The 23,037-nt window shown below is 56.0% G+C and carries 19 protein-coding genes; 14 read left to right on the top strand and 5 right to left on the bottom strand.

The annotated features are described in order from the left end of the window. Window positions 1-3: 3 nt before the first annotated feature. Entirely contained in the window at window positions 4-1,050 is a 1,047-nt protein-coding gene (locus tag GFH31_RS03780; RefSeq protein WP_118457806.1) for a BF3164 family lipoprotein, read from the top strand. 624 nt (window positions 1,051-1,674) lie between these two features. On the opposite strand, the gene GFH31_RS03785 is transcribed toward GFH31_RS03780, so the two are convergent. Beyond that, a complete protein-coding gene (locus tag GFH31_RS03785; RefSeq protein WP_101572567.1) occupies window positions 1,675-3,045 on the bottom strand; it encodes a TrpB-like pyridoxal phosphate-dependent enzyme in 1,371 nt (456 codons plus the stop codon). A 317-nt stretch (window positions 3,046-3,362) separates the two neighbouring features. Here GFH31_RS03785 and GFH31_RS03790 point away from each other — a divergent pair, with 317 nt between their 5' ends. Beyond that, a complete protein-coding gene (locus tag GFH31_RS03790; RefSeq protein ID WP_101572566.1) occupies window positions 3,363-4,187 on the top strand; it encodes an alpha/beta hydrolase in 825 nt (274 codons plus the stop codon). A 130-nt stretch (window positions 4,188-4,317) separates the two neighbouring features. Here GFH31_RS03790 and GFH31_RS03795 read toward each other — a convergent pair whose 3' ends face one another. From GFH31_RS03795 to GFH31_RS03805, 3 genes are all read right to left on the bottom strand, one after another. Continuing rightward, window positions 4,318-4,749 (bottom strand): hypothetical protein, encoded by a 432-nt coding sequence (locus tag GFH31_RS03795; RefSeq protein WP_145996540.1) that lies wholly within the window; start codon window positions 4,747-4,749, stop codon window positions 4,318-4,320. A gap of 330 nt (window positions 4,750-5,079) precedes the next feature. Continuing rightward, window positions 5,080-5,586, bottom strand: a complete 507-nt coding sequence (locus GFH31_RS03800; RefSeq protein ID WP_153498186.1) for a hypothetical protein — start codon at window positions 5,584-5,586, stop codon at window positions 5,080-5,082. Further along, entirely contained in the window at window positions 5,583-5,912 is a 330-nt protein-coding gene (locus GFH31_RS03805) for a hypothetical protein (protein WP_153498185.1), read from the bottom strand. Before GFH31_RS03805 ends, GFH31_RS03800 begins: the two co-directional genes overlap by 4 nt. 332 nt (window positions 5,913-6,244) lie before the next feature. Between GFH31_RS03805 and GFH31_RS03810 the strand changes: the two genes are divergently transcribed. From GFH31_RS03810 to GFH31_RS03860, 11 genes are all read left to right on the top strand, one after another. Beyond that, the gene (locus GFH31_RS03810; RefSeq protein ID WP_118457808.1) at window positions 6,245-7,600 is read left to right on the top strand and encodes a DUF1080 domain-containing protein; all 1,356 of its coding nucleotides are present in this window, start codon (window positions 6,245-6,247) and stop codon (window positions 7,598-7,600) included. Between the two features lie 41 nt (window positions 7,601-7,641). Beyond that, window positions 7,642-8,502 (top strand): sugar phosphate isomerase/epimerase family protein, encoded by an 861-nt coding sequence (locus tag GFH31_RS03815; RefSeq protein ID WP_153498184.1) that lies wholly within the window; start codon window positions 7,642-7,644, stop codon window positions 8,500-8,502. 25 nt (window positions 8,503-8,527) lie between these two features. Beyond that, entirely contained in the window at window positions 8,528-9,889 is a 1,362-nt protein-coding gene (locus GFH31_RS03820; protein WP_153498183.1) for a Gfo/Idh/MocA family protein, read from the top strand. A 63-nt stretch (window positions 9,890-9,952) separates the two neighbouring features. Continuing rightward, window positions 9,953-11,227, top strand: a complete 1,275-nt coding sequence (locus GFH31_RS03825; protein ID WP_153498182.1) for a Gfo/Idh/MocA family protein — start codon at window positions 9,953-9,955, stop codon at window positions 11,225-11,227. Between the two features lie 18 nt (window positions 11,228-11,245). Then, window positions 11,246-11,518 (top strand): hypothetical protein, encoded by a 273-nt coding sequence (locus GFH31_RS03830; RefSeq protein ID WP_055204764.1) that lies wholly within the window; start codon window positions 11,246-11,248, stop codon window positions 11,516-11,518. A gap of 3 nt (window positions 11,519-11,521) precedes the next feature. After that, window positions 11,522-12,397 (top strand): FAD:protein FMN transferase, encoded by an 876-nt coding sequence (locus GFH31_RS03835; protein WP_118457815.1) that lies wholly within the window; start codon window positions 11,522-11,524, stop codon window positions 12,395-12,397. Window positions 12,398-12,593: 196 nt separating this feature from the next. Further along, complete coding sequence (gnd, locus tag GFH31_RS03840) at window positions 12,594-14,081, top strand: decarboxylating NADP(+)-dependent phosphogluconate dehydrogenase (protein WP_101572551.1); 1,488 nt, start codon at window positions 12,594-12,596, stop codon at window positions 14,079-14,081. Between the two features lie 11 nt (window positions 14,082-14,092). Beyond that, window positions 14,093-15,613 (top strand): glucose-6-phosphate dehydrogenase, encoded by a 1,521-nt coding sequence (gene zwf / locus GFH31_RS03845; RefSeq protein WP_101572549.1) that lies wholly within the window; start codon window positions 14,093-14,095, stop codon window positions 15,611-15,613. A gap of 7 nt (window positions 15,614-15,620) precedes the next feature. Then, a complete protein-coding gene (gene pgl / locus GFH31_RS03850) occupies window positions 15,621-16,319 on the top strand; it encodes a 6-phosphogluconolactonase (RefSeq protein ID WP_055204758.1) in 699 nt (232 codons plus the stop codon). 72 nt (window positions 16,320-16,391) lie between these two features. Then, complete coding sequence (locus GFH31_RS03855; RefSeq protein WP_118457817.1) at window positions 16,392-17,852, top strand: ATP-binding cassette domain-containing protein; 1,461 nt, start codon at window positions 16,392-16,394, stop codon at window positions 17,850-17,852. A gap of 23 nt (window positions 17,853-17,875) precedes the next feature. Next, complete coding sequence (locus GFH31_RS03860; RefSeq protein WP_118457819.1) at window positions 17,876-18,664, top strand: PhzF family phenazine biosynthesis protein; 789 nt, start codon at window positions 17,876-17,878, stop codon at window positions 18,662-18,664. Window positions 18,665-18,702: 38 nt separating this feature from the next. Here GFH31_RS03860 and GFH31_RS03865 read toward each other — a convergent pair whose 3' ends face one another. After that, window positions 18,703-21,678: a PEP/pyruvate-binding domain-containing protein gene (locus tag GFH31_RS03865; RefSeq protein WP_055205137.1), complete on the bottom strand. Its 2,976-nt coding sequence runs from the start codon at window positions 21,676-21,678 to the stop codon at window positions 18,703-18,705. Window positions 21,679-21,759: 81 nt separating this feature from the next. Here GFH31_RS03865 and GFH31_RS03870 point away from each other — a divergent pair, with 81 nt between their 5' ends. Then, complete coding sequence (locus GFH31_RS03870; RefSeq protein ID WP_055204753.1) at window positions 21,760-22,983, top strand: hypothetical protein; 1,224 nt, start codon at window positions 21,760-21,762, stop codon at window positions 22,981-22,983. Window positions 22,984-23,037: the final 54 nt, after the last annotated feature.

The raw sequence follows: 23,037 nt of genomic DNA on the forward strand, positions 1-23,037 counted from the left end.
GTTATGCTAAAAAAATGGTCGATATTGCTATTGCTCGTTGCAATAGTGACCGGTTGCAAAAATTCCAAGGAATTCCGACAAATCAAAAGTTTTTCGGAATTTCCTTTAACTGATTCGATTCGACTGACCTCTTTGCAAATAGCCGATTCGTTAAGTTATCCCACACGCATCTACGATTACGATTCGCTGTTCGCATTCAAGGATCTGAGCAGGGAAAACCAAGTTATCCTTTTTTCAAAGAAAACAGGGCGACAGCAAACCATCGTCGCAAAAGGCCGGGGACCTTATGAACTATTGGGAGCTTGGTCATTATCAGCTCCGGATTCGTCAGGCAATTTTTATATTCACGACGTGGTTACCTCTGAAATCATGCGGGTCAATTTGCCCGAAGCTTTACAACAAGCAACCGGTTACGCACAAAAAATGCAGTTAAGGGAAGATCTGCTACCGATGGAATGCATCGCTCGAACGGAAGACTCTTTGTTTGTCGGCACGGGTCGTTTCGAAGATTGCCGGGTAATCAAATTCAACCAAAAGGGAGAAATCAAAGCGAAAATAGGCTGTTCTCCGCAAATATCTTCTGCCCGAACAGCCAACCCGCAGGTTAATCAGGCTTATATAGGCGTCGTCAAGGCAAGTCCCAACAACCGGTCGTATGCAATTGTATGTAGATATGCCGATCAAATAGAGGTTTTTCATTCAAATGATACGACTCAGGCTTTTTTTATCAAAGGACCCATGCTTTTCGAACCTAAAACAAAAATTGTCAAAGGGAATGTCGGACTGGAAGCCGAATGTATGTACGGTTATGTAGATCTTGCCGTTACGGATCAATGGATCATCGGATTGTTTTCCGGACGCACCTTATCGGAAAAGCGAGCCAACCAAGGAAATGCACTGCATATTTTTACATGGGACGGCACACCGGTAGCACGTTATTTTATGGATCAAGATTGCATTTCGATCGACATGGCAAATGACAGCACATTATACGCACTTTCTATTGCTCCGCAACCGGAAGTTTTTTCTTACAAAATGACTGACAAGTGAAATGGATCTTAGCCATTTGCCTCTTAAGTTACTTGAATAGTTGTGCAAAAGGAACCGAATTGATAGCTCCTGCCGATGAATCGTGTTGTCTGATGAGTGTCATATACGATACGGTACATCAAGGAAATATCATATGCGACAGTACTTCATATTTATTTGCATGTTATAATTTCGACTGTTCCTCCTGCATTGCAGCAATGGAAGAAACGGAGAAATTTCTGAAATCATACTCTAACGTGTGCTATATCGTTTATTCTCAAGATTCCATTACGTTATCATACTATATTCAAAAAATAGCGCCTCGCGCCACCGTTTTATATGACAAAAACAATGCTTTTTTCATAGCCAACAGACACCGGTATAATCTCGCCAGAGATTTTCCGGTTTTTATCATAAAAAAAGGACATTTGATTTATGCGAATAATCCTTTAAAAAACGGATTGCAAAAGATTATATTTAAACGAAAAGCAAAAGATTTCCTCAAACAGAAGAATAAATAAAAATTGAATTTGATTACCAAAATCGATAATCGTCAAACCGTGCAATTGATTCTCCAATAAAAGAAATGCCCTCCAAACGAAAATAGGAGGGCATCTCAGTATTCTCTTATAAACTATTTTCGAATCACAATTTCATCGTGTCGAGCTCCTTGATGTTTTCGGCGATCTGCTCGTCGGTCAGCGTGTAGTTCATCAGGTCGCCGGCGATGTATTTGTCGTACGACGCCATGTCGATCAGACCGTGTCCGGACAGGTTGAACAGGATCACCTTCTGTTCGCCGCTCTCCTTGCATTTGTTAGCTTCGTCGACGGCCGCCGCGATCGCATGGCACGATTCGGGAGCGGGGATGATGCCTTCGGTCTGCGCGAACAGGCAGCCCGCCTCGAAGCTGTCCAACTGCGCGATATCGACCGCTTCCATCATCTTGTCTTTCAGCAGTTGCGACACGATCACGCCCGCTCCGTGGTAGCGCAGTCCGCCGGCATGGATGTTGGCCGGGGCGAAATTATGTCCGAGCGTGAACATCGGCAGCAGCGGCGTGTAGCCTGCCTCGTCGCCAAAATCGTAGCGGAACACGCCGCGCGTCAGTTTCGGACACGAGTTCGGTTCGGCGGCGATGAAACGCGTCTTTTTGCCCGACAGGATGTTGTGCCGCATGAACGGGAACGAAATGCCGCCGAAATTCGATCCGCCGCCGAAACAGCCGATCACGATGTCGGGATATTCGCCGGCCATCGCCATCTGTTTCTCGGCTTCGAGGCCGATAATCGTCTGGTGCAGCGTCACGTGGCTCAATACCGAGCCGAGCGTATATTTGCAGTTCGGCGTGCTCATCGCCAGTTCGATCGCCTCGGAAATAGCCGTCCCGAGCGAACCCTGGTAGTTCGGATGGTCGGTCAGGATCTTGCGGCCCGCCTTGGTCGACATCGACGGCGAAGCGGTCACCTGCGCGCCGAACGTCTGCATGATCGAACGGCGGTAAGGCTTCTGTTCGTAACTGATTTTGACCATGTAGACAGCCAATTCGAGACCGAACGCCTTGGCCGCGTACGACAGCGCGGCGCCCCACTGGCCCGCGCCGGTTTCGGTCGTGATGTTGGTAATCCCCTCCTGTTTGCAGAAATAAGCCTGCGCGATGGCCGAATTCAGCTTGTGCGACCCTACCGGGCTGACGCTTTCGTTCTTAAAATAGATATGCGCCGGAGTGCCCAACGCCTTTTCCAGCTCGTAAGCCCGTACCAGCGGCGTACAACGGTAGTTCTTGTACTGCTCCCGGACCGCCTCCGGAATGTCGATCCACGCGTCGGTCTGGTTCATCTCCTGATCGGCCAGCGCTTTGGCGAAGATCGGATAGAGATCCGAAGCGCGCAGCGGCTCGCGGGTCTGCGGATTGAGCGGCGGCATCGGCTTGTTCGGCATGTCGGCCGCGATATTGTACCATTGGGTCGGAATTTCGCTTTCCGGAAGGATAAATCGTTTCGTTCTCGTGCTCATATCTTTTATGTTTTGAATGTTTGTCGTACCGAAAAAACAAGGGCTGTCGTGAGTTCGACAGCCCTATGCATTATGTTGCGGATCCTTTCCTCGCACGGTGAAGCCTCTCACGATCGTTTCAGATGCGAGCGCCACCAAAATTTATCGTTCACCGGAAGATCCATGAATATCATCGTTTACCGACCGCAAATGTAACGAAAAAAACGGAAACCCCGCAAAATCAGGCAAAATATTTTTAACTTTGAACGACCGTTTCGCCCGGATTTTCTGTGAACAAAATTCTATTTCCAACATAAATCGGTGAAAAACAAAAAATTATGAAAGTAAGGAATTTGATCTTGCTGTCGGTTGCGTTATTTTCGGCCGCTTTCGCGCAGGCCGCGACCGTGGATACGCTGTCGGTCTGGAGCGCGTCGATGAACAAAGGAGTCGAAGTGGTGGTAGTCGTACCCGACGGCGCCCGGACGAAAACGGGGCCGGCCTACCCGGTGCTCTACCTGCTGCACGGTTACAGCGGCTATGCCGCCAATTGGCTGCAGGTGAAACCCGAACTGGTACAGTTGGCCGAACGCGACAGCGTGATCGTCGTATGCCCGGACGGCAAGAACAGCTGGTACTGGGACAGCCCCGTCGATCCGTCGATGCGTTACGAAACCTTCGTATCGCAGGAATTGCTCCGCGACATAGACGCCCGTTACCATACGCGCGCCGATCGCAGCGGACGGGCCATCACCGGTCTGAGCATGGGCGGGCACGGCGCCATGTGGCTTTCGCTGCGCCATAAAGACCGCTTCGGGGCCGCCGGATCGACCAGCGGGGGATTGGACATCCGCCCGTTCCCGGACAACTGGGAGATGAAAAAAGCGCTGGGCGAAAAGGCCGACAATCCGAAGCGCTGGGACGACTACGCGGCGATCAACCAGATCGACAGCATCGCCAACGGCGACCTGGCGTTGATCATCGACTGCGGTTACGGCGACTTTTTCGCCGAAGTAAACCGCAACTTCCACGACAAGCTGATGGAGCGCGGGATCGACCACGACTACATCGTGCGGCCGGGCGTGCACGACGGCCTCTACTGGAACAACTCGATCGACTACCAGTGGCTCTTTTTCAAAAAATTCTTCGACCGGGGACGCTAATCCGCCGCCCGTCCGGAATACGATAAAACCGGCTCCCCGTCTTCCGGCCGGGGAGAAAACAAAAACATTCCCCTGTCCGCGCAGACGAAAACCGCACGGGCAGGGGATATTTATTTCGGAAGAAAAATCGTCAATCGCCCAACCGTTCCAGATACTTCGCCTCGTCCAGGCGGCCCGCGACGGCATCCGCGATAATCTCCCGGCAAAGGTCGGACAGCGCGACGGCGTCGGCCGTGAATTCGTCGTTTAAGGACAGCGTCCAGACTTCGTTATCGACCACGCAGCGGAAAGTCGCCCAATACCCTACGGAGGGGCCTTCCGCCTTGCTGTCGAAACGGTCGATCCAGTTCACGAACTTATTATACAACGCCTCCGCGAACCGGTCGCCGATGCGAAACGTTCGGGTCTCGACCCGATAGCGCTTCGGGGCCTCCTCCTGACATTTTGCGTACATAGCTAAGTTGTGTTCGACCGATTGACGAATCATACTGTCGGTTACCGTATCCAGATCCTTTAGCGGGGTTCCGATCGAAGGATACTCTTTTTCTAACGCTCTGTTCACTTCCTGAAATTTAGGAATACTTTTAACTTCAAGCAAGTAATACCGATCTGATGAATCCCTCACAATCCGAAGACCTAAAACTTCTATGAATTCTCGTTCGAAGAAATATTCCACGGGCGCGTTGAAATCTTCGAAAAAAAGGTTTTCGATATCGGTTTTTCCGTCCAGATTGGAAAACGGTTTGATCGAGCCGTCCGGCTGGACATTCTCCAGCCGGCTTTTGATATAGTTGTTTTCGATCCTCTTCGAAAACTGAACGGGATAATCCCGGGCCGAAACTTCCTGCAAAAACACGATTGCAAGAAAGATTGTCATTATTTTCAAAAACATTTATTTAGCAATATTATACCAACTTATAATACCATCATAATAAATGCCCTGGGTTAAACCAGGGTACTTTGCAGCCATTGCGTTATCCGCCTTACCAGGCTTTGCACTTTCTTGGTGAGTATGAGCTACCATCTGGACTCTTTTACCTTTGCGTGTAATGTTCCCGTTGTCATTGGTGATCGGTAAATAACTTTCAGTTGCCGTATTCCTGTCGTCCACGAACACCTCTTTTGTGCCGTCATAATAAATTACGATATACGCTTCCACGTAATCCGGCCGGGTCATCCAATCGGCTATGTAAGCCATCACCTCACCGAGCGTACCGAACATCTCGGTAGTGCCGGACTTGGTCAGGGCCATGTACTTATTGAACCCCAACTCCAGAAATTTACTGTTCACTTTTACCGAATGATCGGTAGAATAATTCACATAATTGTTCGCTTCGCTGAAATTCCACGAAGCAAGTTGCGGATATTTGCGGAGCAGCGCCTTCTTTTTTTCGTTCATAATCTGCGCTTTTCTTCGACACGAAGAGAACGAATGATTCCCGGAAGATACGTGACATAATTCCCTGCCGAATCCTGAACGATCTCCAGATTTGAAAAATCGACCTTGTTCATTTCATGCGCAAAAGCATTCAACGAATGTTGAAAATCGGAAGCCGCAATTACATACTCTTCCAGTTCCGGAGAAGTCGCAATGGTCTGATCTATTTTTTCCCGATCGAAATAGTCGTCTTTCTGACATCCCTGGAAAATAAAGAACATACCGGCAGCAACGAATAGAATGGTACCGACTGTTTTAAACGATAGATTTTTTTCATAGCTATTCATACATTTAAATAAAAGGTTTCATTATGTGATTTTATATGCATACACGTTCTTTCAGCCCAAGATAAATTAAAATATTATATAAAACAAATAACATCATAAAAAAATATTCATTTCTCATTTACAAAACGGACAAAACAGCGACACGTTATCTCGGCATTTAATAATAACCCGACCATCCTCCAACATCATATTGACAATCAGTTATATTCAAATTAAAATCGTAAATTTTCAGACGCCGTTTTCTTTTTTAAAAATAATTCCTACCTTTGACATATTAAAGTCGTGCCCGTGCACGGAGATTTGTTTTTAACCCAAAAAATCATAAAAGCCTGATGAAAAAACTGTTTATAGCGCTCGGAATGCTCTGTTTCTGCGCGACCGTATCCGCCCAGGGCGACTGGGAGCCCTTGTTCAACGGAAAGAACCTCAAAGGATGGAAAAAGCTGAACGGCGCGGCCGAATACCGCATCGAAGACGGCGCGATCGTCGGCGTCAGCCGGGTCAATACGCCCAATACGTTCCTTTGCACCGATAAGACATACGGAGATTTCATCCTCGAACTCAGCTTCAAGGTGGACGAAGGGCTGAACTCCGGCGTGCAGTTCCGCAGCAACTCGAAACCCGATTACCGCAACGGACAGGTGCACGGCTACCAGTACGAAATCGACCCTTCGGCGCGGGCATGGAGCGGCGGCATCTACGACGAAGGACGCCGCGGATGGCTCTACCCGATGACAAAAAACCCGTGCGCGCAAAAAGCGTTCAAACCGGGCGAGTGGAACAAACTGCGCATCGAGGCGATCGGCGACCGCATCCGCACGTGGCTGAACGGCATTCCGACGGCCGACATCCTCGACAACGCCGACGCTGCAGGTTTCATCGCCTTGCAGGTGCACGGTATCGGCGATAACGCCGCAATGGAAGGCAAAACCGTCCGCTGGAAAAACATCCGCATCTGCACGACCGATCTCGAAACCGAAAAGATGCCCGAAATCTGCTGTCTGCCGCAGATCAACTGCATCCCGAACACGATCTCCGAGCGCGAAGCGGCCCAGGGATGGACGCTGCTCTGGGACGGTAAAACCACCGACGGATGGCGCGGCGCGAAACGCGCCGACTTCCCTCCTTCGGGCTGGGAAATCCGCAACGACATGCTGTGCGTGCAGAAATCCGACGGCCGCGAATCGGCTAACGGCGGCGATATCGTCACGACGCGCAAATACAAAGACTTCGAACTGGTCGCAGACTTCGAGATCACCGAAGGGGCCAACAGCGGCATCAAATATTTCGTCGATCCGGATATGAACAAAGGCGAAGGCTCGGCCATCGGCTGCGAATTCCAAATCCTCGACGACCAGCGCCACCCGGACGCCAAACTCGGCGTAAAGGGAAATCGCAAGCTCGGTTCGCTGTACGACCTGATCCCTGCGCCGGACAACAAGCCGTTCCGTCCCGGACAGTTCAACACGGCGCGAATCGTCGTGAAGGGCAACCACGTAGAACACTGGCTCAACGACGTGAAACTGATCGAATACGATCGCAACAACCAGGAGTGGAATGCGCTGGTAGCATACAGCAAATACCGCGACTGGCCGAACTTCGGCAATTCCGAAAGCGGATATATCCTGTTGCAGGATCACGGCGACGAAGTACACTTCAAGAACATCAAGATCCGCGAGTTGAAATAACCGCAACCCGCCCTGCCCCGCTGCCTGAAAACTTCAAAACCATGAAAACACGGATCCTCTGTATAGCAGGACTGCTCGTCTTCGGATGCGGCGGCCTTCGGGCCAAAAAGCCGCAATCGCTAGACGCACGAATCGGAGTATGTTCCGACGTTCGCAACGCGCAGCGGCTCAAAGCCGCCGGAGCCGACTGCCTCGAGGCCGGCGTCTCCGCTTTCCTGGTTCCGGACAAGCCGGAAGAGGCATTCGACAAAAACCTCGCCCTGCTGCGGGAATCCGGCTCGGAGATCGTTAGCTGCAACGGTTTCCTGCCGGCTTCGATGATCGTGGTAGGCCCTTCGACCGACCACGACAAGATCCTGGCATGGGCCGAAACGACTTTTCGCAGAGCCGAACGGGCCGGTATCCGGTACATCGTTTTCGGCAGCGGAAAATCGCGCAAAGTGCCCGACGGATTCTCGCGCGAAACGGCCGAAGAACAATTCGTGCGACTATGCAAACGGCTCGGCCCGGTCGCCGCGCGCTACCGCGTGACGGTCGTAATCGAACCACTGAACAGCCGCGAAACGAACCTGATCAATTCGGTGTCGGAAGGCGCCTCGATCGTCGAACGCGTGAATCACAAAAACATCCGGCTGCTGTGCGACCTATTTCACATGACGGCCGACGGAGAGCCGCCGCAGGCCATCGTCGACGCGGGAAAGCATATCCGGCACTGCCACATCGCCGAAGCCGCCGAACGGACGGCCCCCGGCACCGACGGGGACGATTTTCGTCCCTACCTGCGCGCGCTGAAAAAAATCGGCTACAAAGGCTGCGTATCGATCGAATGCATGTGGAAAGATTTCGGAGCGCAACTGCCGACAGCTGTCGCGGAGCTCCGCAAACAAATGAACGACTTATAACTGAAACAACTAACCTAAAACGATCATGAACGAAAAAATATCCAGGCGGGAATTTCTAAAGAAAGCGGGTCTCGTATCGGCCGGAGCCGTAATGGGCAATTTCATCCTCAGTCCGAAAAGCTATGCGCGCGTCAAAGGCGCCAACGACCGCGTCAACGTGGCGGTGGTCGGTTTCTCCGACCGGTTCCGCAGTTCGCTGTTGCCCGGTTTTACGGATCACCGCGAGGAACTGAACTTCGACATGATCGGCGTGTCGGACATCTGGAGCCTGCGCCGCGATGAAGGCGTGCAGGTCGTGGGAGAGAAAATCGGGCACAAGGTCAAAGGATACCGCAACAACGAAGAGATGTACAAGGACAAGGACATCGACGCGGTAATCATCTCCACGCCGGACTTCGCGCACGCCACGCACACCGTCGAGGCGGCCGAACACGGCAAGCATATCTACGTCGAAAAACCGTTCGCCGAAACGATGGAGGACAACCGCCGCGCGAGAGCCGCCGTCGAAAAGGCGGGCGTCATATTCCAGGTCGGTTCGCAACGTCGCAGCGCGCCGAACTACCACGCGGCGAACGACTACATCCGCTCGGGCCAATTCGGCGACATCGTGATGTGCGAAATGACGTGGAACGTCAACCAGCCGGGCCGCTGGCGCCGTCCGTCGCTCGTTCCGAAGTGCAGGGAAGAAGACCTCGACTGGATTCGCTTCCTGTGCAACCGCCCGTTCGAAGCGTTCGACCCGCGCAAATACCTCGAATATCGGTTGTTCTGGCCCTATTCGTCGGGAATCCCCGGCCAGTGGATGGCGCACCAGATCGACACGGTGCACTGGTTCACCGGACTGAAACACCCGCGCAGCGTAACGGCCAACGGCGGCATCTACCTGTGGCACGACGGCCGCACGAATTTCGACACGATGACCGCCGTGATGGACTACGGTCCGGCCGACGACCCGCAGAAAGGATTCCTCGTACAATACACCTCGCGTTTTACGAACAGCGCCGGCAGCGTCAAGGAGATCTACTACTCGAACGGCGGCGAATTGAACCTCGACACCAACAAGATCACCCCGAACGGCGGTCTGACCGAAGGAGAAGCCAAAGCGATGGGTATGCATGCGAATCAGCTCGCGCCGCTCGATCTGAAATCGACGATGAAAGTGGCCACGGCCGGAGTGACCGGCGTAGACCCGATGACCTCGGTTCACGTCCGCAACTGGATGGAGTGCATCCGCAGCGGCGAAAAAACGAACGCTCCGGTCGAAGCGGCCTACGACCATTCGTCGGCCTGCATCATGGTCAATGCCGCGCTGCGCACCAAACAATACGTCACGTTCGACGAAGAGCACCAGGAAGTGCTGGCAGGCGGCAAAGTTTTTAAATTTTAATAAAAAAAGTACATTTGTAATCGGGGCCGATACAATAGGCCCCCGCTGCAATCCGAAGAAACCATGAACAACGAGAAAATAAACCGCCGGGACTTCCTGAAAGAGCTCGGATTCGTCGCGGGCACCACAGCCCTGCTCTCCTCTTTCCCGTGGCTGTCGGGAATGGCCGAGGACAAGCGGAAAGCCACGACGGGACACAAAACCCGGATCGCGGTGATCGGCACCGGCGACCGGGGACGCTACCTGCTCAATTTCCTGGTAATGAACCCGAAGGCCGAAGTCGTATGGCTGTGCGACAATTACGAGCCGTGGCTCGACCTGGGCCGTCAGATCGCGCCGAGCGCGAAAACCTGCGCGGATTACCGGCAGGTGATCGACGACCCGAACGTAGACGGCGTGGTAATCGCCACCCCGTTGCATACGCACCTCGAAATCGCCGGCGCCGCGATGGAAGCGGGCAAGCACGTTTTCTGCGAAAAATCAATGGCCCGGACGCTGCCGGACACGCTGACGATGTACCAGACCCATAAACGGACGGGGCATGTTTTTTTCGTCGACCAACAGCGGCTTTTCGACCCGGTCTACCTGAAGGCGATCGAAATGATCCGTTCGGGAATGTTCGGCGAAATACAGGGGATCAAAACGTTCTGGAACCGCAACGGCGACTGGCGCAGGCCCGTCCCGTCGCCCGAACTGGAGCGTAAAATCAACTGGCGGCACTACAAGGAATACTCCGGCGGCCTGATGACCGAACTGGGCTGCCACCAGATCCAAATGGGAACGTGGATCTGGCGCGAGCTGCCCGAACGGATCTACGGACAGGGGGGAATCACCTACTGGAAAGACGGCCGCGAAGTGGAGGACAATGTCGGCGTGATGTATACGTACAAAAACGGCAAGCGGATGTCCTTCGACTCGATCATATCAAACCAGTTCTACGGGCTCGAAGAGCAGATTATGGGCAACCTGGGAACCCTCGAACCCGAAGTCGGCAAATACTATTTCGAAAAGACGCCGCCGATGCCCGGATTCTTGCAGATGATCAACAACATCGAGAAGGATATTTTCAGCTCCGTCTCTTTCGCCGGCCCGAGCTGGGACCCCGAGATCGCCCGCAAGAACCACGGCGAATACATCATCGGCAAGAAACGCGACTTCCTGGACGGCACCGGCTTCACGGTCGATGCGTTCGTCGAAGCCGCGATCACCGGAGAACAACCGCCGATGATCGCCGAGGAGGGCTACTACGCGACCGTGCTGTCGCTGCTCGGGCTGCAAGCCATCGAAGAGAAACGGGAAATTCTGTTCCCGGAAGAGTACCGCATCGACTATCTGTAACCGCAAAAGCGACGAACTATGAAAGATATCGTAATCAAGGGGCGGCAAATCCGCCGGGAAATAATCGTATGGATCTGCTGCGTAGCCGCGCTGACGGCATGGAACGCTTATGCCATCGTCCAGTACGGAACCAGTTGGAGCGAACTTCTGTCGTTGTGGTACGTAATCTTGCCGTTGTCCGTGCTGCTTTACGCCGTGCTGATCCCGATCCGCTGGGCAGGCAGGCTCGTCCTGCGACTCGTGTGCGGGAAAGGCGGCTGCCGCAAACGTAACGAAAAAGCGAAAGCGTAACGGATGGGAGATGCGGTCAGCCATACGTTCCGGCAAATGCAGAACGGAACGGGTCTGTTCTACGGATGGTTCGAAGCGATGCACAGCCGGTTCGACCTGTTGACGGTCGGCCCGACTGAAAATGAAGCTGCAGCATTGTGCCGCGACATCGCCGCGGAGATCCGGAGGATCGAGAACCGCCTGAACCGGTTCGACGAAGCGAGCGACGTGTGGCAGATCAATCAGAACACGTTCTATGACAAATGCCCGGCCGATCCGGAGTTGCTCGGGATTTTCGCCGATGCGCTGCGTTACCGCGAAATGACCGGCGGGGCGTTCGATATTGCGATCCAAACGCCGGAATACTTGCCGGGGGAGTCTTGTTTCGCGGTCGACCCCGCCTGCGAAGCGGTCGTCAAACTGCGTCCGGACGCAATTTTCGATTTCGGGGGATACGGCAAGGGATACGCATTGCAACAGGCTCTCGGCATGTTGAAAAACGCCGGAATCACGACCGCGTTGGTCAATTTCGGCAATAGTTCGGTCTGCGGGATCGGCTGCCACCCGTCCGGCGACAGTTGGCAGGTCGGCGTAGAGAACCCGTTACGGCGCGGCGAGAACATGACCTTCTTCGGACTGAACGACCTCTGCCTCTCCTCGTCGGGCAACCTGCCGTCGAACCGCGGACATATCCGTTCGCCGCGAACCGGAAAACCGGTCACCGACAACCGGATCGTCTCGGTAGCGGCTCCGTCCGCCCTCGACAGCGAGGTGCTCTCCACCGCGTTGTTCGTCGCCGATGCCGCACAGCGGCAGACCGTCCTGCGGCATTTCGCGCTCGCGCGCGTCGCCGAGATGGATTTCACGACCGCCGGTCACACGACCCGCGAAGCGGTCTGAATTCGCCGTTCCATAATTCACACGAATTCGCGCAAGTCCCGACGGCATCGTTCCACCGGGACTTTATTTTGCTATCGAATTGAGAATCCGCCGTTTTTTCTGAAAGATCAGAAGGTTTGATCCGAAAAAAGTATGATATTTGTATAGAAACGCTATGCGGCCGCAAGGCTTCGCAAATTCAAAACTCACGAAAACTATGGAAAAAACGGATATCGGACTGATCGGCCTGGCCGTAATGGGTGAAAACCTCGCGCTGAACATGGAAAGCAAAGGATTCAGCGTGTCGGTCTACAACCGGACGGCGCCGGGCGAAAAAGGCGTCGTCGACCGTTTCGTCGCAGGACGCGGCAACGGGAAACGGTTCACGGGCACGCACTCGATTCGCGAGTTGGTCGGATCGGTCAGGCGTCCGCGCCGGATCATGATGATGGTGCGGGCCGGGGAAGCGGTCGACGAACTGATCGCGCAATTGACGCCGCTGATGGAACCGGGAGACGTAATTATCGACGGAGGCAACTCCGCCTTTCAGGATACGGCCCGGCGCGTGAAAGAGGTCGAAAACCGGGGACTGTATTTCGTCGGAGCGGGGATCTCCGGCGGGGAGGAAGGGGCCCTGCACGGCCCGTCGATCATGCCGGGAGGTACGCCGGAAGCATGGCCGCTGGTCAAAGACGTATTGCAGGGCATCGCCGCGAAGCTGGACGACGGCACCCCGTGCTGCGAATGGATCGGCAGCGGCGGAGCCGGGCACTTCGTCAAAACGGTGCATAACGGCATCGAGTACGGCGATATGCAGCTAATCGCGGAGGCTTACGCACTGCTGAAAAACAGCTTGCAGCTCGATCCCGAAACGATGCACCGCGTATTCGCCGAATGGAACCGAGGCGAACTGAACAGCTTTCTGATCGAAATCACCGCCCGGATCGTCCATTTTAAAGACCCGAAAGGAGGCTATCTGATCGACCGCATACTCGACGTGGCGGGACAGAAAGGCACCGGCAAGTGGAGCGTCGTCACGGCTGTCGACGAAAACGACCCGCTCACGCTGATTACCGAAGCGGTCTACGCGCGGCTGATCTCGTCGATGAAAGAAGCGCGGATCACGGCGAGCGGGCTCTATCCGGACGCGCGTACCGACCTCAACGCGATGACCGGCCGCGAACCGGACGACGAGAAAGCCGTCCAGGCGGAAGCGATACGCGACGCGCTGTATGCCGCCAAGCTGATCTCTTATGCGCAGGGATTCTCGCTGATGCAACGCGCTTCGGCCCATTACCGGTGGGATCTCGACTGCGGCACGATCGCCCGGATCTGGCGCAAGGGATGCATCATCCGTTCGGCGTTCCTCGAAAAGATCACCGAAGCCTACGACCGAAACCCGCTGCTCGAAAACCTGCTTTTCGACGACTTTTTCCGCGACAAAATCACCGCCGCGCTGCCCGCATGGCGCAGCGTCGTCGCAGCGGGGGCTCTCGGCGGAACGGCGCTGCCGTGCATGGGCTCGGCGCTCAGCTATTTCGACGGCCTGCGGACGGCCGACTCGCCGGCCAGCCTGATCCAGGCGCAGCGCGACTACTTCGGCGCGCACACCTTCGAACGCACCGACGCGCCGCGCGGGGAGTTTTTCCACAACGACTGGACCGGCCGGGGCGGCAAGACCTCGTCGGGCAGTTACAACGTATAGCACAAGACACTATGAAAAAAGCGGATAACCAACTACTCGTCATCTTCGGGGCATCGGGCGACCTGACCCGGCGCAAGCTGATGCCGTCGCTGTTCGAACTCTACGTGCGGGGGCTGTTGCCGAAACGGTTCGCGATCCTGGGCGCCTCGCGCAGCGAATATACCGACGACACGTTCCGGCAGCAGCAGCGCGAAGGCATCCGCCGGAGCGCCAAAGGCGCGTCGTACGACGACGGACAGATCGACGAATTTCTCCGGATGATTCATTACGTCAGTTTCGAACCGACCGAATACGCCACTTACGGCAACCTGAAAAACCGCATCGGCGAACTGCTGGAAACGCTCGGCTCGCCCGACCGGGTCGTCTATTACCTGGCCACGCCGCCGGTACTGTACGAAACGATCCCGGCCGGACTGAAAGAAGCCGGGCTGAACGTCGCCGCAACGAAAAAAGGATGGCGACGGATCGTTGTCGAAAAGCCGTTCGGCACCGACCTCGAATCGGCGCGCCGGCTCAGCGAACTGCTGCGCGGGGTATTCGAAGAAAACGGAATCTACCGGATCGACCACTATCTCGGCAAAGAGACGGTGCAAAACATCCTGGTGCTGCGTTTCTCGAACGGCATTTTCGAGCCGCTGTGGAACCGCAACTACATCGACTACGTCGAGATCAGCGCGACCGAAACCCTCGGCGTCGAAAACCGGGGCCCGTATTACGAAAGCGCCGGAGCGCTGCGCGACATGATCCAGAACCACCTGCTGCAGTTGATGGCTTTCGTCGCGATGGAGCCGCCGGCCGTTTTCGAACCGGAACCGATCCGCAACGAGATCGTCAAAGTGTTCCGCGCCATCCGCCGTTACACGCCGGCCGAAATCGGGCGCAACGTGCTGCGGGCTCAATACACCGGATGCGAAATCGACGGGCAATACGTCCCGGGATACCGCGAAGAGAAAAACGTCGCTCCGGATTCGACGACCGAGACTTTCGTGGCGATGAAACTCTTTATCGACAACTGGCGCTGGGGCGGCGTACCGTTCCTGTTCCATACCGGCAAACGGCTGTCGAAAAAACAGTCCGAAGTCGTGATCCACTTCAAATCGACGCCGACGCAACTCTTTTCGGGCCAGTGCTCCGGGCGTTCGTGCAACAAGCTCACGCTGCGTATCCAGCCCGACGAGAGCATCTCGCTGAAATTCGGACTGAAAATGCCCGGCGCGGGACTGAGCGTACGGCAGGTCAGCATGGATTTCCGCTACGACTCGCTGTCGTCGGACTACCTGCCCGACGCTTACGAACGGCTGCTGTTGGACGTGATGCTCGGCGACTCGACGCTGTACGCCCGCCGCGACTCGCTCGAAGCGAGCTGGCAGTTCATTGACCCGATCCTGCGGGCCTGGAAGCAAAACCCGCAGCGGGGCCTGCTGACCTATCCGGTGCTGACCGAAGGGCCCGACCCGCAGCAACTGCTCGAAGACGGCAACGACCGGCCGGATGAGAATTGTACCCTGGACGAATCCATTTTTCAGGAATAAACACGCTATGGAAATGCTCTCTTTCGACTGCGTGCACGACGCACTGCAGGCAATGACCGAACAACTGGCCGCAGCGGTCCGGCAAAAAACGGACGGTCCGTTCCACATCGCCCTCTCGGGCGGCGGGACGGCCAAACTGCTGTTCCGGCTCTGGGCGCAGGAATATGTACGGAAAATCGCGTGGTCACGGCTGCGCTTCTATTGGGTCGACGAACGATGCGTCCCGCCGGACGACCCGGAAAGCAATTTCAAATATGCCGACGAACTGCTGTTTCAAAAGATCGGCATCCCCGACAACCACCTGTTCCGGATACGGGGCGAAGAGGATCCCGAACAAGAAGCCCGGCGCTACGCGGCGGCCGTCCGGGCCGAACTGCCGCTACAAGACGGACTGCCGCGCTTCGATGCGGTCGTCCTCGGCATCGGCGACGACGGCCACACCGCTTCGATCTTCCCGCACACGCCCGGATTACTGACCGACCCGGCCTGTTACGCGGTATCGCGGCATCCGGTCACCGGTCAGTGGCGGATCACGATGACCGGCCCGCTGATCCTCAACGGGGCGGAACTGCTGTTTCCGGTCATCGGCCCCGGAAAGGCGGAAATCCTGCAAAAAATAGACGGCCCGCAGGGAGCGGAATATCCCGCGGGGTACATCCTCCGCCGCGCCGAACGGGCGGCGGTCTATACGAACTGTAAAATATAATCCCGCGCGCTCCGCCTTCCGGTCATCGTCGGGTATTTTTGCGTACCTTTGCGGCGACCAAACCGGAAAACGATGGAACAACCGATCATAGCACTGCAAAACGGAGTCGTCCGCGACGAAAGCCGGCGGTTCCGCACGCCCGTCAATTTCACGCTCGAAGCCGGGGAGCATATCGCCGTCATGGGGCTCAACGGCAGCGGCAAAACGATCCTAATCGAAACGCTGTTGGGCAACCTTTACCTCGCGGAAGGCAAGTTGAACTACGATTTCCGCTCGGACGACAACCGTGCGTCGCAGCACATCCGCTACATCACATTCCGCGACGCTTACGGCAGCGCCGACGGAGAATACTATTACCAGCAGCGGTGGAACGCCACCGACCGCGAAAGCGCGCCGCTGGCCTCGGAAATGTTCGACCGCGTGACCTGCGACCCGCTGGAACGCGAACGGATCTTCGACCTGCTCGGCATCCGCGGCATGTTGCAAAAACAGATCATCCTGCTGTCGAGCGGTGAACTGCGGAAATTCCAGATCGCCAAAATGCTGCTGGCCGCGCCGCGCGTACTGGTCGTCGAAAGCCCGTTCATCGGACTGGACGTCGAAGCGCGCCGGACGCTCGAAGAGCTGTTCGTCACGCTGACCCGCCGGTCGGACGTACAAATCGTGCTGTCGGTCTCGTCCCCGGCCGACATCCCGTCGTTCGTCACGCACGTCTGCACGGTGGACGGTATGCGGTGCGGCGCGAAGCAGACCCGCGAAACGTTCCTGCGCGACGAACCGTTCTCGCGACGCCGGGCCGAAATGACCGCCGCTTACGAACGGCAGCCGATCCAACTACCCCCTCCCCTCGCCGAACCGCTGCATTGCGACGAAGTGGTGCGGCTGCGCAACGTTACGATCCGCTACGGCGAACGGACGGTGCTCGACTCGGTAAACTGGACAATCCGGGGCGGCGACAAATGGACGCTGACCGGCGCCAACGGCTCCGGCAAATCGACGCTGCTGAGCCTGATCTGCGCCGACAACCCGCAATCCTACGCCCAGGACATCGTGCTGTTCGGACGGCAACGCGGATCGGGCGAAAGCATCTGGGATATCAAAAAGCACATCGGCTACGTCTCGCCGGAGATGCACCGCTCGTACATCAAGAATATCCCGGCGATCGACATCGTGGCGTCCGGATTTTTCGATTCGATCGGCCTGTACCTGACTCCGAACGACGACCAGCGGGCCGTCTGCGAAGAGTGGCTGAAGACGTTCGAAATGGGCGGACTGCGGGATAAATCGTTCGTGAAACTGTCGTCGGGCGAACAGCGACTGCTGCTGCTGGCGCGCGCCTTCGTCAAAGACCCCGACCTGCTGATCCTCGACGAACCGTTGCACGGACTCGACTGCTACAACAAGGAGCGCGCCCGCGCCGTGATCGAGGCTTTCTGCCGCCGGCCGGACAAGACGATGATCTACGTGACGCACTACGAGCGGGAGCTTCCCCGGTGCGTGGACAAAAAAATGGTGCTGCAAAAACATGCATAGCGAACCGGAAGTTCCGAACAACGATGAATACGTATAAACTATACCAGGTCGATGCATTCGCCGAAAAGTTATTCACGGGCAACCCGGCGGCCGTCTGCCCGCTGGACAGTTGGATAAGCGACGACCTCTTGCAGAAAATCGCGATGGAAAACAACCTCGCCGAAACGGCCTTTTACGTCGGCCGGGGCGACCGGTACGAAATCAGATGGTTTACGCCGAACACCGAGGTAGACCTGTGCGGTCACGCCACGTTGGCGGCGGCCCACGTCCTGTTCGAATACGAAGATCGGCGAGAAACCCCGATCCGTTTCTACTCGCCCCGGAGCGGGGAATTGCAGGTGAGCAAAAAACCGGACGGCCTGACGCTGGACTTTCCGGCCGACGAACCGCACGAAGTTCCGGTTTCGGACGAACTCCTGAACTGCTTCGATAAAAAACCGGTCGGGACCTATAAAGGAAGAACCGATTACATGCTGGTTTTCGCGAACGAAGCCGATGTCGCCAACATCGAACCGCGATTGGAATCCATCGCAAAATTGAAAGCCCGGGGGGTCATCGTTACGGCAAAAGGCGAAAAGGCGGATTTCGTATCCCGTTTTTTCGCTCCGCAATCGGGAGTCGCCGAAGATCCCGTCACCGGATCGGCGCACACGACCCTCGCCCCGTACTGGGCCGCAAAGTACGGCAAAACCGAACTGTCGGCGATACAACTGTCCGCCCGGAAAGGTTACTTACGGTGCAGAGTCCTCGGCGAAAGGGTCGAAATCAGCGGCCGGGCCGAACTCTATCTCAAAGGCGAAATCTACATCTGACGCTTCCCGGCCCGTTCCCGGCCTCTTTATCCTTCCGGTCATCCTTTGCGGATGATGCCTTTGTTTTTGCGGCCGTCGACGTAAATGTACAGCGGCTCCGTAAAACGGACATGCCGCACCAATTCGCTCTCGTAGACGGCTTGTTCGCCGTCCAACTGAGCCGCGTCGAACGCTCCGTCGCCGAGGAACGGGCTGATGGTCATGTAGCCGACGCCGAACGACGTGAGGTTCTGGAAAAAATGGGTCCCTTGACTCGGTTCGACGCGGAAATTTTCGAGCCCGCACTCGACGATCACTTTCGCTTCCGAAATCGCGGTCCACTTGACCGGAATGCCGAGCCACGGGTCGCTCGACCCCCAGCGTCCGGGACCGATCAGCACGTAGGAACGCTTTTCTGCGCGCATCCGGTTGTTCAGCGCGCCGATCTCGTCGGCGATCTGCTGCGTGCGCGCCGAATCGAACGCCTCGTTGCGAATATAAACCACGTCGCATACGTCGCCGATCGCGCCGAGCCCGAGAGCGTGTTCGGCATAGACCAGCGCGCCGTCGGGGGATACCTCCGACCAGTCGAGCGAAACGTTCGACTGCGTATCGACGATCGGACGTATCTGCAGGAAATTGAACACGCAATCCGTGCCGTACGGCACGTCCATATCGACGGCAAACTCCATTTCGATCGGGCAACGCATCTCTTTTTCGCCCATTTCGAGCAGGTCGCAGACGATCTGCGCCAGCGGGATCGTATCGTATTTCAGGATTCGCGAGAAGGTGACGATCTTGCGCCCGTCTTCGAACGTACTGTCCGTAATGCGTTGATTCTGCATATCCCAGGTCGAAGCGACATGACGCATGTTGCGAAAATGCTTCGCCTTGTTGATCTCGAAACGCTGCAGGTTCACCGCGTCGTCGATCGACGTTTTGAACTCTTCGGGCTTCAAGTTCAACGCATACATCTCGCGCTGCGTCTCGCTCAACGCCAGTTCGGGCGTCGAAAGTTGCAATACGTTTTTCGGATAACGGGGCGAAAAGCGGAGCGTCTGACCGCCGTCGACAACCAGCTTGCCGAGCCCGAACGCGAGGTTCACGATACCGTCCTGCGGCTTCTCGTCGCCGATCGGATAAAAATTCAGCGAACGGGCCACGCCGGAAATCGTCGGAAAGAAATACCCGCTGTCGGCCGTCCCGCACACCTCCTGGATCACGACGGCCATCTTCTCCTCGCTCAGCAGGTTGGCCGTCGCCTGGATATAGGCGCGGCTCGATGCGAAATAGACCGACGCATAAACGCTCTTGATCGCCTTGCCGAGCAGTCGCAGCGTCTGGTCTTCGTTGCTGGTCATCGGAATCATATAAGTCGAATAGATACCGGCAAAAGGCTGGTAGTGCGAGTCCTCCAGTTTCGAACTCGACCGCACGGCCAACGGTTTCGACGAGTGGCGGATGAAGATTCGCAGGTCGTCGACCAGCGACTCGGGCAGCCGCGAGCTGACGAATTCGGAAAGTATCTCGTCGTCGGAGATATCGGAGTTGATCACGTATTGCAGGCCGTTCTCGCGGATGAACTCGTCGAAACAGTCGGTGGCGATCACCAGCGTCCGCGGCAGGTAGATCCGCACGCCCTCGTACTTGTCGTAAAAGCGGTACTTATGCAGCATACTGTTCATAAAGGCCAGTCCGCGCGCCTTACCGCCGAGCGAACCGTTGCCGATCCGGGCGAAACCGATGTAATTGTCGTACGTGTCGGGGTCGAAACGCGCCACCACGCCGTATCCCTGCAGGATGCGGTATTCGCGGATCGCCTGCGCGATGAATTCGCGCATCCGGTCGATCGAGTCGAACGAACCGTTGTGCAGCTTGCGCACCGTCGCCGCCAACGAAAAAAGCCCGCGGGCATACATCCACTTCGACAGCCGGTTGCGTTCGCCGTGATAGAACAGCACCTCCTCGGGAATCTCCATAACCAACTGTTGCAGATCGCGCAGGTCGCGGGCGCGGCCGATCACGGTTCCCGTCTTCAAATCCTTGAACACGAAATCGCCGAACGAAAACTCCTCGCCGATGTAGTCGCTCAGTTCGATCAACAGCGTCTTCGAATACTTCGCGATAAAGCCGACGCCCAGTTCCTCGGCCGTCGCGCGCATACTCTCCTGCGACGATTGCAGCAGGAACGGCATTTGCGGATTATCTTTTTTAATCAGCTTGCAGAGGTCGATTCCCGCATCCAGCTTTTCGCTCGACGCCGGATCGTCCTTGTGAATAACGAAACCGACGTCGGAAATCACCCCCAGCAGGTTGTTCTTGTATTTTTCATACAGTTCGACCGCCTCCGCGTAGTTCGTCGCCAGCAGGATCTTCGGCCGGGCGCGCTTGCGCAGCTTTTGCTGCTGCTCGTTGAGCGCCTCCTTCGCGAATTCGCGGCTCTGCTGCAACACCAGCTTGTAGATCGTCGGCAGGTAGGTCGAATAGTACTTCACCGAGTCTTCGACCAGCAAGATCGACTGCACGCCGACCTGCAGGATGTCGTTGTCGGCGTTCATCCGGTCTTCGATCAGCTTGATGATCGTCAGGATCAGGTCGGGATTGCCGTGCCAATAGAACGTGTAATCGATGGCCGACGTGTCCTCGTTCTCGATCCGCATCCCGATATCGCGCGAAAAATTGGTCAGCAGCACGATCGGAATGTCCGGCTGCTGTTCGCGGATCAGCTTCGACAGGTGGAAAACGTCGATCTCGCCGACATTGAACATACTGATTACCAAATCGAATCCTGGATCGTCGCGCAACAATTCGAGCGCTTCGACCGACGAACTGACGCGCCGGAACGACGGCGGATTGCTCAGGTTCAGATCGATGTACTCGTTGCTGATCTGCACGTCGATCCGGCCGTCCTCCTCAAGCGTGAACGCATCGTAACTGCTTCCGATCAGCAGTACCTTGCGGATGCGCCGCCGCATCAGGTTGCCGTAGTCGATCGTCGTGTCGGCCGTGATCCGGCCGATGGTATCCTGTGTCATAATCTTATCCGAATAGTGCGAAACAAACTTACGCATTTTTTGGAACTTTTTTTACCTTTGCACAAACTATCGAACAACCCTATGGCTAACTATACGCTCGAAGAAGTCACCTCGCGGCGGGCTGCGCGTGAATTTCTCGACCTGCCCAAACGGCTTTACCGCGACGAACCGCACTGGATCTGCCCGTTGGACAGCGACATCGAAAACCGGTTCCGCCCGCAGACCAACGAATTGCTGCACGACGGCGAAGCGATCCGCTGGATCGCACTCGACGAACGGGGCCGCGCGGTCGGACGCATCGCCGCCTTCTACAACCGCGAGTTGGTCAAAGCGTCGGAATACCAGCCGACCGGCGGCTGCGGATTTTTCGAATCGATCGACGACCAACGGGTAGCCGACCTGCTTTTCGACGCGGCGCGCGACTGGCTCGCCGCTCGCGGCCTGGAGGCGATGGACGGCCCGATCAACTTCGGCGACCGCGATTCGTGGTGGGGATTGCTGGTAAAGGGATTCGAATTCACGCCGCTGTACTGCAACCCGTACAACTTCGAATACTACGTCCGCCTGTTCGAGAATTACGGCTTCCAAAACTATTTCAACCAGCACACCTACCTGCGCGAACTGGCCGAAGGCCTGTTTCCGGAAAACGTTTACGAACGGGTCAAACGGCTGAAGGAAGAGCCGCGCTACCGGTTCGAGCACATGGACAAGCGCCGGATCGAAAAATACGCCGACGACTTCCTGGAGGTTTACAACAAAGGATGGGCGGGATTCTCGGGCGTCAAACCGATCGACCGCGAACACGCTTTCGCCCTGCTGAAAAAGATGCGGCCGATCATCGACGAACACCTGATGTATTTCGCCTACTACGACGACCGGCCGATCGGCTTCTTTTTGATGATTCCCGACCTGAACGGCGTGATCGGGCCGCTGAAGGGGCGTTTCGGCCTATTGCAGAAATTCCGCTTCCTGTGGCGGTTGAAGGTGACGAAAAAAGCGACGCGCATCTTCGCCCTCATCTTCGGCGTCGTTCCCGAATTCCAGGGGAAAGGGATCGAATCGGGCATGATCTACACGTTCGAACAGGACGTGGCGAAAAAGATCAAATTCAGGTATAAAAGCCTCGAACTGGCATGGATCGGCGACTTCAACCCGGTGATGATGCGGATGGTCGAGAATTACGTCTGCGCCCAGAAGCACAAAATGCACACGACTTACCGCTACTTGTTCGACCGCACCAAAGAATTCAAACGGGCGCCGCGGATGAACCTGCGCAAACGGGAACCGGCGACGGCGGCCGAATAGCGCCCGGCCCGGCCGGTTTGGAATTCAGCCGGTAAAGCCTTACCTTTGACTTGA

It is taken from the genome of Alistipes sp. dk3624, from assembly GCF_009557455.1.
Lineage (GTDB): Bacteria > Bacteroidota > Bacteroidia > Bacteroidales > Rikenellaceae > Alistipes_A > Alistipes_A hominis.